The sequence below is a fragment of the Nocardioides luteus genome, assembly GCF_000960475.2.
GTDB lineage: Bacteria > Actinomycetota > Actinomycetes > Propionibacteriales > Nocardioidaceae > Nocardioides > Nocardioides luteus_A.
On record NZ_JZDQ02000002.1, the window covers coordinates 203,472 to 216,681 of the forward strand.

Genomic DNA, 13,210 nt, shown 5'->3' on the forward strand with positions numbered 1-13,210 from the left:
TTGCCAGATCGGCCCGAAACGCCGCTCGCGGCCGCCGTGTCTTTGAGAGACACGGCCTAGCGGGTCCCGCCCCTGATCAGCGCCATCGCCTCGGCCCGGGTGGTGGCGTTGGAGCGCATCGAGCCGCGTACGGCACTGGTGATCGTGCGGGCGCCGGCCTTCTTGACGCCGCGCATGGTCATGCAGAGGTGCTCGGCCTCGATCACCACGATGACGCCCCGCGCTTCGAGGATCTCGGTGAGCGCGTCGGCCACCTGGGTGGTGAGCCGCTCCTGCACCTGCGGTCGCTTGGCGTAGACGTCAACCAGCCGGGCCAGCTTGGACAGGCCGGTGATCTTGCCGGACTCGGCCGGGATGTAGCCGACATGGGCGACGCCGGTGAACGGCACCAGGTGGTGCTCGCACATGGACCACAGCTCGATGTCACGGACCAGGACCATCTCGTCGTGGCCGAGGTCGAACGTCGTGGTGAGCACTTCCTCGGGCGTCTGGTGCAGCCCTCGGGTCACCTCTTGGTAGGCACGGGCGACCCGGGCGGGAGTCTCGAGCAGCCCTTCGCGGTCGGGGTCCTCCCCGATCGCGTAGAGCAGCTCGCGTACGGCCGCCTCGGCCCGCTTCTGGTCGAACACGGGAACGTCCGCCACGTCCCGCTCGGGGACGTGGACGGGCGCTACATCATCAAAGGTGTCAGACATGTGTTCCGTCGATCAGGCAGGCGGGGTGGCCTCGGGCGAGCCGGCGTCGGTCGGCTTGGTGACGTCGACCCCGTTGGCGGGCTTCTGGGCGGCAGAACGGATCGCCTTGGCGACCGCGGCCTTGTCACGCTCGACGATCCACTGCGGGATCTCGACCGCAGGACGGTCGGAGGGGCGGCGGGTGTCGGAACCGGTCCAGGCCGGACGCGGGTCGCGGCGGCGCAGCGGCTCGAAGATCTCGGCGACCTCCTGCTTGGAGAGCGTCTCCTTCTCGAGGAGCTGCAGGACCAGGTTGTCGAGGACGTCCCGGTTCTCCTCGAGGATGTCGAACGCCTCCTGGTGCGCGGTGGCGAGGAGCTTCTTGGTCTCGTCATCGACGATGGCCGCGACCTCCTCGGAGTAGTTGCGCTGGTGGCCGATGTCGCGACCCAGGAACGGCTCACCGTTGGACTCACCCAGCTTGATCGCACCCAGGCGCTCGGTCATGCCGAACTGGGTGACCATCGCGCGGGCGAGGTTCGTCGCCTTCTCGATGTCGTTGCCGGCACCCGTGGTCGGGTCGTGGAAGATGAGCTCCTCCGCGGCACGGCCGCCGAGCATGTAGGAGAGCTTGTTGAGCATCGACGAGCGGGTCTGGCTGTATTGGTCGTCGTCGGGCATCACCAGGTTGTAGCCCAGCGCCTTGCCGCGCGGCAGGATCGTGATCTTCTGGACCACGTCCGGGCCTGGCAGGGCAGCGGCGACCAGCGCGTGGCCACCCTCGTGGTAGGCGGTGATGAGCTTCTCCTGCTCGCTCATCAGACGCGTACGCTTCTGCGGGCCCGCGATCACACGGTCGATGGCCTCGTCGAGCGCCTTGTTGGTGATCAGCTTCTGGTCGCTGCGAGCGGTCAGCAGCGCAGCCTCGTTGAGCACGTTGGCCAGGTCGGCACCGGAGAACCCCGGGGTCCGTCGGGCGACCGAGTCGAGGTCGATGTCGCCGGCCAGCGGCTTGCCGCGGGCGTGGACCTGCAGGATCTTCTCGCGACCGGCGAGGTCGGGAGCGTCCACCTGGATCTGGCGGTCGAAGCGGCCCGGGCGCAGCAGCGCCGGGTCGAGCACGTCGGGACGGTTGGTGGCCGCAATCAGGATGACCCCGCCGCGTACGTCGAAGCCGTCCATCTCCACGAGGAGCTGGTTGAGCGTCTGCTCGCGCTCGTCGTGGCCGCCGCCCATGCCGGCGCCACGGTGACGACCGACCGCGTCGATCTCGTCGATGAAGACGATGGCGGGAGCGTTCTCCTTGGCCTGCTCGAACAGGTCGCGGACACGGCTCGCACCGACACCGACGAACATCTCGACGAAGTCCGAACCGGAGATCGAGTAGAACGGCACGCCAGCCTCGCCCGCGACGGCACGCGCGAGCAGGGTCTTACCGGTGCCCGGCTGGCCGTAGAGCAGCACGCCCTTGGGGATCTTGGCGCCGACGGCCTGGAACTTCGCCGGCTCCTGCAGGAACTCCTTGATCTCCTGGAGCTCCTCGACGGCCTCGTCAGCACCGGCGACGTCGGCGAACGTCGTCTTCGGCATGTCCTTGGTGATCAGCTTCGCCTTGGACTTGGCGAACTGCATGACCCCGCGACCGCCACCGCCCTGGACCGAGTTCATCAGGAACAGGAACAGCACGATGATCAGCACGAACGGAAGCAGGAAGCTCAGGATCGAGCCGAGCACGGAGGGCTTGGCGACCTCGGAGTTGAACTCCTTGAGGTTGTCCCCCTCGGCCTCGGTCTTGCGCACCATCTCGATGAGCGCTTCCTGGTCGCCGTCGACCCACGACGTGGTGACCTCGGCGCTGCCCTTGCGTGCATCCTTGGTCAGGGTCGCCTTGATCTCCTGGTCGCCGTCGACGAACGTGATCTCCTTGACCTGGTCGTTCTGAATGTATTCAGTCAGCTCGCTGGTGGTGATCTCGTCGCCGCCGCTGCGAGGGGCCAGGTACTGCAGCGCCAGGATCACACCGAGCACTGCCAGGATGATCCACAGCCAGGGACCTTTGAATATGCGCTTCACAGGCTTCTTTCAACCGTTACGGGGTCAGACACGCACGCAGGGCAGCGTGCTCATCATTTAGAACGACGGTACACGCCAAATCGTGCCCGATCCCATCTGTGCGTTCCGCTGTCGGCGAAAGCGGCGATCCGACGAGGCACCCGACGGAAACCGCCCTAGGGTGTCGACATGGTCGAAAGTAAAGCCCCGGCGCCGGGCTCCACCAGCGGCTCCGGGAGCCGTCTCGCCGTGGTCATCGTCGTGGCTCTGCTCGTGCTGCTGGTCGTCCTCGTGGCGGCCGCCGGCGTGGTCGCCTGGCGGCTCGTGGCGCAGTCGGCAGGCGACGTACCGCCGGCGACGGCGCCCAGCACGTCGGCGGCGCCGGCCACCTCCGCGGCCGCTACGCCGAGTCCCGCCGGTCCCTCGGGCACCCCGAGCATGGCCCAGCCCACCGGTCCGTGGCAGTCGGTGACCTCGGCCAAGGACGCGATGGCGTACGACGTCCCCGGCAGCTGGAGGCCGGGCCCCGAGACGCTCGCCGGGTTCGAGTCGAGCGAGGGCGAGGTGCAGGCGATCATGCACGGGGTCGCCTTCGGCGGGGACGACTGGTGCGGTCCGGGCAGCTCGCACACGCTGGTCGGCTTCGTCACGCCGGGGTCGAGGTCCGACAAGGGGACCATCGAGGCCACCGCGACCCACTGGGCCGTCTCGGCAGGTCAGAGCGAGGACGGCAAGACCCCGACCGGATCGCTGGGCGATCCCCGACCGGTCGAGCTCGACGACGGCAGGACCACCGCGACGGCCGTGACCGCCACGACGACCCCGGTGGACCCGGAGTGCGCGGTGCCGACCCTCGAGGTCACCGTGGTATCGGTGCCGCGGGCAGCCGGGAAGACCGCGCTCTTCGTGATGGTCGCCGACCGTGATGTCGACGGCGCCGACAGCGACGCGACCCTGGCGAGAGTGATCGCCAGCATCCGGCCCGCGCGCTGACGGACCGATCGGCCCCGCTCAGCTGTAGATGTGCGGCGCGAGCGTCGAGATGTCGCGCAGGTTGCGGTACTTCTCGTTGTAGTCGAGGCCGTAGCCGACCACGAACTCGTCGGGGATGTCCCAGCCGACGTACTTCACGTCGACCGGCATGCTGACCGCCTCGGGCTTGCGGAGCAGGGTGACGATCTCGAGGCTCGCCGGGCCACGGCTGTTGAGGTTGGAGGTCAGCCAGGTCAGGGTCAGGCCGGAGTCGATGATCTCGTCGACGACGAGCACGTGCTTGCCGGTGACGTCGGTGTCGAGGTCCTTCAGGATCCGCACCACGCCGGACGACTTCGTGCCGGAGCCGTAGGAGGACACCGCCATCCAGTCCATCTCGACGTGGCGGTTCAGGGCGCGCGCGAGGTCGGCCATGATCATCACCGCGCCACGCAGGACGCCGACGATCAGGAGCTCCTCGCCCTCGTAGTCCTTCTCGATCCGGCGGGCCAGCTCTTCGACCTTCGCCTGGATCTCGTCGTGGGTGAACAGGGTCTTCACGAGGTCGTCGCCGACGTACTCGGTGTCCATGAGCGTCACTCTAATTGCTGGTGGTGAACGGTCCCGATTCGAAGACGATCGACGAGTTCGTACGCCGCGCCCGCAGGTGTCCGGGCAGGTCGATCCAGCGCTGGCCGCGCCAGCCGGTGACCAGCTCCTCGACGGCCTTGACGTGCTCGCGGGTGAGCTCCGCGGGCGGGCTGCCGGCCTCGAGGGCGGCGATCCGGAGGACCCGGGTGCGGACGGCGGCCGGGTACTGCGCCAGTGTCTCGACCGGGAGGGTCCCGCCGAGCTCGCGGTGCATCGCCTCGGCGATGTCGTCGATGAAGTCGGCGTCCTCGCGGAGCTGCTCGGCGGTGCGGGCCAGCGCGTCGGCGACCCCGGGGCCGAGGTCCTCCTCGAGCGTGGGCAGGACCCGGTGGCGGATGCGCGCGCGGGTGTAGGCGAAGTCGCGGTTGTGCGGGTCCTGCCAGACGTCGAGCCCCTCGACCTGGCAGGCGGTCTCGGTGTCGATCCGGGCGGTCTGGAGGAGCGGACGGCGATAGCGGTCGAAGGCGGCGCGCATCCCGGAGAGGCTGCGCGCGCCCGAGCCCCTGGTCAGCCCCAGCAGCACGGTCTCGGCCTGGTCGTCGCGGGTGTGACCGAGCAGGATCACGCTCGCGCCGAGGCGCTCGGCGAGCTGGTCCAGGACCGCATAACGGGCCTGTCGTGCGGCCGCCTCGGGCCCCTCACCGTCGGCCTTGACCTCGATCGTCGCGGTGACGGTCTCGTCGACACCGATCTCGCCGAGCTGGGCGACGACCTTCGCGGCCTGCTCCTGACTGCCGTCCTGCAGCCCGTGGTCGACCGTCGCGCCGATGATGTGCAGGCCCAGCTTGTGGCCCTCGAAGACCGCCGCGGAGGCGAGCGCCAGCGAGTCGGCTCCGCCGGAACAGGCCACGATCACCTTCTCCCCCGGCTCGAGCCGCTCGAGCGTGGCGCGGACGGGGCGGCGTACGGCTGCTACGGAGGGGTGGAGGCTCACAGGACCCGGGTGACCCAGGTGTCCGGGTCGACGATCTCGGCCTTCGACGGGAGGTTCTCGGGGCCGGCGAAGACGGCGTTGAACTCCTCCATGCCGACGCGGTCGACCACGTGGCGTACGAACTTCGCGCCGTCGCGGTACTGCGCCATCTTCGCCTCCAGCCCGAGCAGGCGGCGCAGCAGGCGGTCGAGCACTCCGATGCCCTGGCGGCGCTTGTTGAACGCCTTGCGGATCGCGGTGACGCTGGGGATCACGCCGGGGCCGACGTCGTCCATGACCACGTCGGCGTGGCCCTCGAGCAGCGACATCATCCCGGTGACCCGGTCGATGATCTCCTTCTGCTCGGGCTTGGCGAACGCGTCCACGATGCTGCCGTTGCCCTTGAGCGCCTCGGTGACGCGCTGCAGCCCGCCGTCGAAGATCGAGGCCGGGTCCATCGCCTCGGAGAGGCCCTCGATCTGGGCGAAGAGGTGGTCGCGCATCCACGGGCTCGCGGTGAACTGGACCCGGTGGGTCTCCTCGTGGAGGCAGACCCACAGCCGGAAGTCGGTCGGGTCGAGGCCGAGCTCGCGCTCGACGTGGACGGCGTTGGGCGCGACCAGGAGCAGCCGGCCCGACGGTCCGTAGAACGGGTCGAACTGGCCGAGGATCTTCGAGGACATGAAGCCGAGCAGGCCGCCGACCTCCGCGGCGCTGATCTTGGAACCGACCGCCAGGGAGAGGGCCCCGGGGGCGCGCTTCGCGGTGATCCGGTCGACCACCGGCGAGATCACGTTGGCGAAGGTGTCGGCGTTGGCCTGGATCCAGCCCCGGCGGTCGACGACCAGGACCGGAGCGGTGTCGCGGGGCGCGTCGAGACCGGTGAAGGCGCGGACGAACTCGGTCGCCTTGGCCGCGTCCGCGCGCAGCTCCTCGACGGCTTGCTGGGCCTCGTCACGCGAGACGATCGGGCCGTCTCCGGCGACCTTCGCGCCGAGGCGTACGGCCAGGTCCCAGTCGACCATGGTCGCTCCGGACGGCCTGGGATCCTCAGCACGATGGGTCATGCCTACGACCGTAGCCGACCCGACCTACGCAAACCGTCCTTATGTCGAGCATCGACACGTCGCGACCGACGTCATCGCGTCATCGAGGGCGTCGCGTACGTCCAGCGTCTCCTCGGGCTTGAACCCGTCGGCCATGAGTACGACGACGAACGGCGTTCCGCGGGAGTCGACCGCGATGCCGGAGAGCCCGGAGACGCCGGTGAGGGTGCCGGTCTTCGCCCGGACACGGCCGCGACCCGGCTCGGCGTCGAAGTTGAACCGGCGCGAGAGCGAGCCGACCCAGCCGGCGACCGGAAGGCCGGTCAGTGCGGGCGCGAGCTCGGGCCGTTTGGCGCTGGCGGCGGTCTGGAGCGTGCTCACCAGCAGCGTCGGCGGGATCCGGTCCTGCCGGGACAGGCCGGAGCCGTCACGCAGGACCAGCCCGGTGGTGTCGATGCCGAGCTCCTTCAGCGTGGCCGTGATCGCCGCGGTCGAGCCGTCGAACGTCGGGGATCCCGCGGCGACGCCGACGTGGCGGGCCAGGATCTCGGCGAGCTGGTTGTCGCTGTGCTGCAGCGTGTATTCGACGATCTCGCGCAGGGTGTCGCCGTGGCGTACGGCGAGCTGGGTGCCGGCCTTCGTGCCGCGCACGGGCTTGCCGGAGACCTTGATCCCGTGCTTGACCAGGGACTTCCTGAACTGCTCGGCCGCCTGCCTGGACGGGTCCCGGCTGTAGCCCGCTGCCTGGGAGCCGCCGTGGTCGACCGAGAGCGCGGTGATCCCACCGACCTCGCCCCCCAGATAGGTACGTCGCCAGGCGGGGCTGATCATCGGGCCGGCGAAGAGGCTGTCGTCGTAGGCCAGGGTCACCGTCTTGGTGGCGCCGAGCTCCCGAGCGGTCTCCGCGGCGAGGGTGTCGAGGTCGCTGGTGGTGAGAGATGCGTCACCTCCCCCGACGAGGGTGACGGTGCTGCCCTGGAGCGTGGTGCTGGTCTCGAACCGCCGCTCCGGGCCGTACGCCTCCAGCACCGCCACGCTCGTCAGCAGCTTCGTGACGCTCGCCGGCGTCGCGGACCCGGTGCCGTGGGTGACCAGCGGCGCGCCCTCGAGCGGCGCGATCGCCGCCTTGAGGTGCCTGCCCAGCCGCTTGTCGGCGACCATCCGCCGCATCACCTGCTCCAGCGCGGCCTGATCGGGTTTTCCGGGGGTCCTCGTCTGCTCGCCGGCGACCGCCGCGGGACTGACGGCCGCGATGTTCAGCGGGGCCGGCGGAGGGGTCGGCGCAACGTTGCCCTGGGCGTAGCGCACCCAGCCCAGGGCGTACGCCCCTGCCGCCGCCCCGACCAGGAGCGCGAGCACCAGCGGCAGCACGATCGCCAGCTTCCCGCGGGCCTCGTCCGTCTCCTCTGACGGCCACTTCGGCGGGGTGTCAGGCTCCACGGATATCCTCCTCGATGCCGGGTCTGACGCCGATCGGTGTCAGACTGTCCGGCATTCCGTTTTTGGGTTTGTCTGGAGGCAGAGAAGTGACGCAGGAGTTCGACGTACTGATCGAGGTCCCCAAGGGATCCCGCAACAAGTACGAGGTGGACCACGAGTCGAACCGGCTTCGACTCGACCGCGTGCTGTTCACCTCCATGATGTACCCCGCAGACTACGGCTACATCGAAGACACCCTCGGTGGGGATGGCGACCCGCTCGACGCGCTGGTCCTGACCCCGTATCCCTTGTTCCCGGGTGTGCTGGTCGAGGCCCGTCCGGTCGCGATGTACGTCATGGAGGACGAGAAGGGCCAGGACGAGAAGGTCCTCTGCGTTCCCTGTGACCCCCGCTTTGACCACATCCAGGACCTCGCGGACGTCGACGAGTGGACGCTCAACGAGATCAAGCACTTCTTCGAGCACTACAAGGACCTCGAGCCCGGCAAGACCGTCAAGGGCTCCGACTGGGTCGGCAAGGCTGCTGCGGAGTCGGAGATCGCCGCCTCCATCGACCGGTTCAAGAACACGGCTCACTGAGTCCGCCCTGCGGCCGGGGGGCTCGGTCGCGGCGCGGATGTTCACCGAGGTAACTCGGTTGGGTCGCACTGCCTTCGTGGAGTTCCACGAGGGCAGTGTCTGTTTACCGAGGTAACTCGGTCAGCATTCACCCAGCGCGGCGCGCAAGGAGTCGTACGTCGCGTCCACCTCACCCGCGACGCTCGGGACGAGCTTCGTCGCGGGGCGTCGCGCCACCAGCTCGGCGAGCTTGGCTGCGTACGCACGGAGGTGCTCGTCGCCACCGGACTCCGCCACGATCTCTCTCACGATCGGATGCCAGGGATCGCTGCCGTCATCGCGTCCGTGGAAGCGGCGTAGCGCGTCGTCATCGACCGCCTCGAGCATGACTTCCACGAACTCGGCGCCGACGTCGTGCGCTGCCCGCTCGAAGCGTTCGAGCTCGCTGATTCTGGCGAACAGCTGGGGAAGGACCACGTCGCCGGACTGGCTGAGATAACCCCGGATCAGCCCCAGCGCTGCCGGCCTGATCCGTGCGCCGGCGCCGATGAAGTCGTCTCGCCACCCGCTGATGTAGGTGCGGAGCAGGTCGATGTCACAGACCAGCGTGCCGGGGTGGTCGGCCGCGAGACGCCTGGCGAGCGTCGACTTTCCCACTCCGGGCATTCCGTTGATGAGGATCAGCCTGGCCACGTGGTCAGTCAACCACCCGCTGGGGTTTCAGCCGGCGATCCGCATCCGGGACTTGAACCGACCCAACGTGCGGTGCGGGCTGTAGAGGTCATCCCAGATGACACCCAACCGAGTTACCTCGGTGAGCATCCGGCCCACCCTCAGCCGATCAGATCCTTCGCCCGCAGCAGCTCGTCGGGCACCCCGAAGCCGTCGACGAGCAGTCGAGCGTGAGGACGGAGCTCGCGGCAGAGGCGGTTGACCTCGGCGGTGATGGCCTTGGAGCGCTCGGAGGAGAGCCGGCCGTGCTCCATGAACCACGCCCGGTCGGCCTCGATGACCGAGAGTGCGCTGAGGTCGCAGAGGGTGTCCATCAGGTCCCGCACCGCCCCCGAGGGCAGCCCGCGGATCTTCTCCCGGAACGCCTCGTGGATCAGCCGCTCCACGTGCGCGTGAGCTACGCCGATGACGTGGTCCTGCACGGTCGAGAAGACCTCGCCGGGCTCGCGCCCGGCCTTCACCCCCGACTGCAGGCGCCGGGCGACGCCGGCGAGCATGTGCTCCTCCCGGAAGCGCAGCATGGCGAGGTGGTAGTCGGCGTCGAGGATGTCCGGCTCCCGCTCGCCGGCGATCGGGACGACGTCGCGGACGCGTTCGAGCAGCTTGTGCACGGCTGTCCGCTCCAGGACGGTCTCGACGGCGAGACCGGCGACGAAGCGGACCAGGTCGAGCTGGTCCATCTCCTCGAACTCGCTCGAGTAGCCGGTGAGCAGCCCCTTGGCGACCAGCTGCAGCAGCACGGTGTTGTCGCCCTCGAAGGTCGTGAAGACATCCGTGTCGGCCTTCAGAGCAGCGAACCGGTTGACGGCGAGGTAGCCCGCGCCACCGCACGCCTCGCGGCACTCCTGGATGGTGCGGGTGGCGTGCCAGGTCGCCAGGGCCTTGGTGCCGGCGGCTCGCGTCTCGAGCTCGCGCCGGGCGTGCTCCGAGGTCGAGACACCGGAGAAGACGTCGTGCAGGTCGTCGCGTACGACCTCCTGCGCGAAGCGCAGCGCATAGGTGCGCGCGACCAGCGGGAGCAGCCGCCGCTGGTGCTGGCCGTAGTCCAGGAGCAGCGACTCCTCAGCGTCCGACGACGCCTCGAACTGGCGCCGGCGCAGGGCATAGCGGACCGCGATCGTCAGCGCGACCTCCGAGGCCCGGATGCCGGCACCACCGACCGAGACCCGGCCCTGCACGAGCGTGCCGAGCATGGTGAAGAAGCGCCGCCCGGACGACTCGATCTCGGACACGTACTCGCCCGACTCGGTGACGTCCGCGAAGCGGTTCAGCAAAGACGTACGCGGCACCCGCACGCCCGAGAACCACAGCCGTCCGTTGTCGACGCCGTTGAGCCCCATCTTGGGCCCGTCGTCCGCGATCCGCACCCCCGGAGCAGGCGCGCCGGAGACCCGGATCGGCACCACGAGCGCGTGGACGCCACGCTCCTCGCCCCCGACGACCAGCTGAGCGAAGACGACCGCCAGCTCACCGTGACACGCGGCGTTGCCGATGTAGTCCTTGTACGCATCCTCGCGGGTCGTCTCGATGACGAACTCGTCCGTGGCGGGATCGTAGGTGGCCACGGTCGCCACCGCGGCCACGTTGGAGCCGTGGCCGTGCTCGGTCATCGCGAAGCAGCCGAGCAGGCGCCCGGAGACGATGTCGGCGAGGTAGCGGTCGTGGTGGCGGGCGGTCCCGAGCTGGAGGATGGCGCCACCGAAGAGCCCGAACTGCACGCCGGACTTCACCAGCAGCGACAGGTCACCGCCGGCCAGCTCCTCGAAGGCGGCGATGGAGGCGCCGACGTCACCGCCCCCGCCGTACTCCTTCGGGAACCCGAGCCCGGTCAGACCGGTCGCGGAGACGTCGAGGAGCACCTCCCGGACGCGCTCGCGATACTCGGGCCGGGGCAGCTCCTCGACCTCGTCGAGGAAGTCGGCGCGCTCGGCGAGCGCCGTGCGTACGTCCTGGCGGACTCCGGCGTACCGACCGTCGAGAAGTGAAGTCAGTGCTGCAGCATCGATGGCGTTCACGCCGCCACCCTATGCCGCGACGGGGCCGGATCAGGTCAGCTCGTGGGCGACCTTCGCCTCGCGTCCGGCGATCTCGTCGGACTCGGCGACGAGTCGGCGTACGCCCTTGCGCTGGAACTTCTGGTTGGCCGCCAGCCCGCCGAAGTAATAGGCGACGAGCGCGATCATGCAGCCGGCGACGTCGTCGGCCAGGTAGTGCCAGCCGAAGTAGATGGTCGCGACGACGGTGATGCCGAAGTTGATCCAGCCGGCCCAGCGGGCGATCTTGTTGTTGATCGTCGCCTGGATCATCAGCGCCACCAGCAGGGTGATGCCGCAGTGGAGCGAGGCGAAGCCGCCGACCGACTGCACCACGTTGGAGTCGACGTCGAAGAGGACGTGTTGTCGGGTGAAGACCAGCGACTGCATCAGGCTGCTCGCGGGCGTGTCCGGCAGGTCGGCGTAGAGGTAGGGGTAGTTCAGGCCGGGGCCGACGGTCGGCAGGCAGTAGTAGGAGACCGTGCCGAGGATCCAGGCGATGCACTGCGAGCTCACGAACCAGTAGCCGTAGGCGAGGTTGCGCGACCACACCAGCCAGCCGGCGACGGCGAACGGCACCAGCGGCAGGAACCACATGTAGATGTAGGAGAGGAACCAGGCCACCCAGCCGGTGCCGAGGAGGTCGTGGAGCAGGATCGCCGGGTCGGAGCCGAAGAGCACCGCCTTGTCGATCAGGTGCAGCTCGTGGTCGAACTCGTAGGTCTCCGGCACCACGAACGGCAGGAACGACTTGAGGTTCCGGTAGCAGACGTAGACCAGGTAGAAGCAGACGATGCCCATCGCCACGAGCGTCAGCCGCTCGCGGGTCCAGTGGGTGCGGACCCGCTCCTTGAAGATCGGCCCCATGTCCGCCCACTTGAACTTGGACTTCCACAGGGTTCGCGGCACGAGGTCGACCAGGAGCGCTGCTCCGACGAGGAGGGGAAGCCGGAGCCAGGACGGTCCGAGGAAGCCCTCCGGGTCGAGCATGCGCTTGTCGACGATCTGCGCGGTCACGACTGCGATCAGACCGAAGATCAGCGCGCTGCTGACGAGGAAGATCTGAGCGCGGCGATACATAGCCGCTGATTCTAAGCGGCCGGTGGTTACTCCACCGATTCGCGGGCGTACGGCCCGGGGATGGCCAGCCGGTTCGGCTCGACCCTCAGACGGACGGACTCCCCCGGCGCCGGCGCGGAGTCGGCGACCGCGTCGACCTCGCCGACGTCGTCGAGACGTACGACGAGACGGTGCTGCTCCGGAGTGGCCCTGGCCGAGATCACGGTGCCGGTGAGCGGGCCTTTCGGATCCGCGACGAAGGCGGAGCGGCGGAGGGCGACAGCATCGGCGGGGTCCATCCCGGCGGCCTTCAGCACCGGGTACGCCGCCGTCCCCTCGAGCACGCGGGCATAGCCCAGGAACAGGGCGGCCCAGGCATCCGTCGGGTGCGCCCACACCTCGCGAAGGGTCCCCTCCTGCACCAGGTGACCGTCGCGCAGGAGCGCGATCCGGTCGGCGACCGCGAACGCCTCCTCCTGGTCGTGGGTGACCATCAGCGCGGTGGTGCCCGCCTCGTGCAGGATCCGTCGCAGGTCGCCGGCGAGCCGTTCCCGCAGCCCCGCGTCGAGCGCGGAGAGCGGCTCGTCGAGGAGCAGCAGCCGCGGCTCGACCGCGAGCGCCCGCGCGAGCGCGACCCGCTGCCGCTCGCCACCGCTCAGCGTGCCCGGAAGGCGGTCCTGATACCCGCCCAGACCGACCAGCTCCAGCAGGTCGGCGACCCTTTCCGCGCGGCCGGCGGCGGGGATGCGGCGCAGCCGCATCGAGTAGGCGACGTTGTTCGCGACGCTGAGGTGCGGGAACAGCTGGCCGTCCTGGAACATCAGCGCGAACCCGCGCTTGTGCGTCGGCACCCCGCGCAGCGACCGCCCGTCCCAGCTGATCTCCCCCGTCGCCGGCTCCAGCCCCGCCACGGCCCGCAGCAGCGTCGACTTCCCCGACCCCGACGGTCCCAGCAGCGCCAGCACCTCCCCGTCCGCCAGCTCCAGGCTGACGTCCTCGACGGCGGCCTTCCCGTCGTACGCCACCGACACCTCACGCAGCGACAGCATCGCAACCTCGATCCTGCCGAAGCGTCAGCCCC

12 protein-coding genes are annotated in these 13,210 nt (G+C 69.4%); 2 read left to right on the forward strand and 10 right to left on the reverse strand.

Annotated elements, in window-relative coordinates; translation table 11 throughout:
* Window positions 1-56 precede the first annotated feature (56 nt).
* Together folE and ftsH are read right to left on the reverse strand one after the other, a co-directional pair.
* Window positions 57-695, reverse strand: a complete 639-nt coding sequence (gene folE, locus UG56_RS02275; RefSeq protein ID WP_045551554.1) for a GTP cyclohydrolase I FolE — start codon at window positions 693-695, stop codon at window positions 57-59.
* A gap of 12 nt (window positions 696-707) precedes the next feature.
* Window positions 708-2,747 carry an ATP-dependent zinc metalloprotease FtsH gene (gene ftsH / locus UG56_RS02280; RefSeq protein ID WP_084100345.1) on the reverse strand — a complete coding sequence of 680 codons (2,040 nt, stop codon included), beginning with the start codon at window positions 2,745-2,747 and terminating at the stop codon, window positions 708-710.
* Window positions 2,748-2,915: 168 nt separating this feature from the next.
* On the opposite strand from ftsH, the gene UG56_RS02285 reads away from it, so the two are divergent.
* Window positions 2,916-3,719, forward strand: coding sequence for a hypothetical protein (locus UG56_RS02285; protein WP_177191405.1), 804 nt, complete (start codon window positions 2,916-2,918; stop codon window positions 3,717-3,719).
* Between the two features lie 18 nt (window positions 3,720-3,737).
* On the opposite strand, the gene hpt is transcribed toward UG56_RS02285, so the two are convergent.
* The 4 genes from hpt to dacB are packed head-to-tail and all read right to left on the reverse strand — an operon-like array spanning window position 3,738 to window position 7,748.
* Entirely contained in the window at window positions 3,738-4,289 is a 552-nt protein-coding gene (gene hpt / locus UG56_RS02290; protein ID WP_045549297.1) for a hypoxanthine phosphoribosyltransferase, read from the reverse strand.
* Window positions 4,290-4,299: 10 nt separating this feature from the next.
* A complete protein-coding gene (gene tilS / locus UG56_RS02295) occupies window positions 4,300-5,283 on the reverse strand; it encodes a tRNA lysidine(34) synthetase TilS (RefSeq protein ID WP_045549274.1) in 984 nt (327 codons plus the stop codon).
* Window positions 5,280-6,329 carry a zinc-dependent metalloprotease gene (locus UG56_RS02300; RefSeq protein ID WP_256206394.1) on the reverse strand — a complete coding sequence of 350 codons (1,050 nt, stop codon included), beginning with the start codon at window positions 6,327-6,329 and terminating at the stop codon, window positions 5,280-5,282. The genes tilS and UG56_RS02300 overlap by 4 nt, the downstream gene beginning before the upstream one ends.
* A gap of 39 nt (window positions 6,330-6,368) precedes the next feature.
* Complete coding sequence (gene dacB, locus UG56_RS02305; protein ID WP_052693627.1) at window positions 6,369-7,748, reverse strand: D-alanyl-D-alanine carboxypeptidase/D-alanyl-D-alanine endopeptidase; 1,380 nt, start codon at window positions 7,746-7,748, stop codon at window positions 6,369-6,371.
* Window positions 7,749-7,834: 86 nt separating this feature from the next.
* Here dacB and UG56_RS02310 point away from each other — a divergent pair, with 86 nt between their 5' ends.
* Complete coding sequence (locus tag UG56_RS02310; RefSeq protein WP_045549276.1) at window positions 7,835-8,326, forward strand: inorganic diphosphatase; 492 nt, start codon at window positions 7,835-7,837, stop codon at window positions 8,324-8,326.
* 120 nt (window positions 8,327-8,446) lie between these two features.
* On the opposite strand, the gene UG56_RS02315 is transcribed toward UG56_RS02310, so the two are convergent.
* The 4 genes from UG56_RS02315 to UG56_RS02330 form a co-directional block, all read right to left on the reverse strand.
* A complete protein-coding gene (locus UG56_RS02315) occupies window positions 8,447-8,998 on the reverse strand; it encodes an AAA family ATPase (RefSeq protein WP_045549277.1) in 552 nt (183 codons plus the stop codon).
* Window positions 8,999-9,138: 140 nt separating this feature from the next.
* A complete protein-coding gene (locus tag UG56_RS02320; RefSeq protein ID WP_045549278.1) occupies window positions 9,139-11,052 on the reverse strand; it encodes an acyl-CoA dehydrogenase family protein in 1,914 nt (637 codons plus the stop codon).
* Between the two features lie 30 nt (window positions 11,053-11,082).
* The gene (locus UG56_RS02325; RefSeq protein WP_045549279.1) at window positions 11,083-12,150 is read right to left on the reverse strand and encodes a phosphatase PAP2 family protein; all 1,068 of its coding nucleotides are present in this window, start codon (window positions 12,148-12,150) and stop codon (window positions 11,083-11,085) included.
* Between the two features lie 26 nt (window positions 12,151-12,176).
* Window positions 12,177-13,178 carry an ABC transporter ATP-binding protein gene (locus tag UG56_RS02330; protein ID WP_045549280.1) on the reverse strand — a complete coding sequence of 334 codons (1,002 nt, stop codon included), beginning with the start codon at window positions 13,176-13,178 and terminating at the stop codon, window positions 12,177-12,179.
* Between the last annotated feature and the right edge of the window lie 32 nt (window positions 13,179-13,210).

Bases quoted from the DNA above. Each gene is read 5' to 3' on its own strand.
- UG56_RS02330 (WP_045549280.1), bottom strand. From the start codon at position 13,178: ATGCTGTCGCTGCGTGAGGTGTCGGTGGCGTACGACGGGAAGGCCGCC.
- hpt (WP_045549297.1), bottom strand. From the start codon at position 4,289: ATGGACACCGAGTACGTCGGCGACGACCTCGTGAAGACCCTGTTCACC.
- UG56_RS02325 (WP_045549279.1), bottom strand. From the start codon at position 12,150: ATGTATCGCCGCGCTCAGATCTTCCTCGTCAGCAGCGCGCTGATCTTC.
- folE (WP_045551554.1), bottom strand. From the start codon at position 695: ATGTCTGACACCTTTGATGATGTAGCGCCCGTCCACGTCCCCGAGCGG.
- UG56_RS02285 (WP_177191405.1), top strand. From the start codon at position 2,916: ATGGTCGAAAGTAAAGCCCCGGCGCCGGGCTCCACCAGCGGCTCCGGG.
- UG56_RS02300 (WP_256206394.1), bottom strand. From the start codon at position 6,329: ATGACCCATCGTGCTGAGGATCCCAGGCCGTCCGGAGCGACCATGGTC.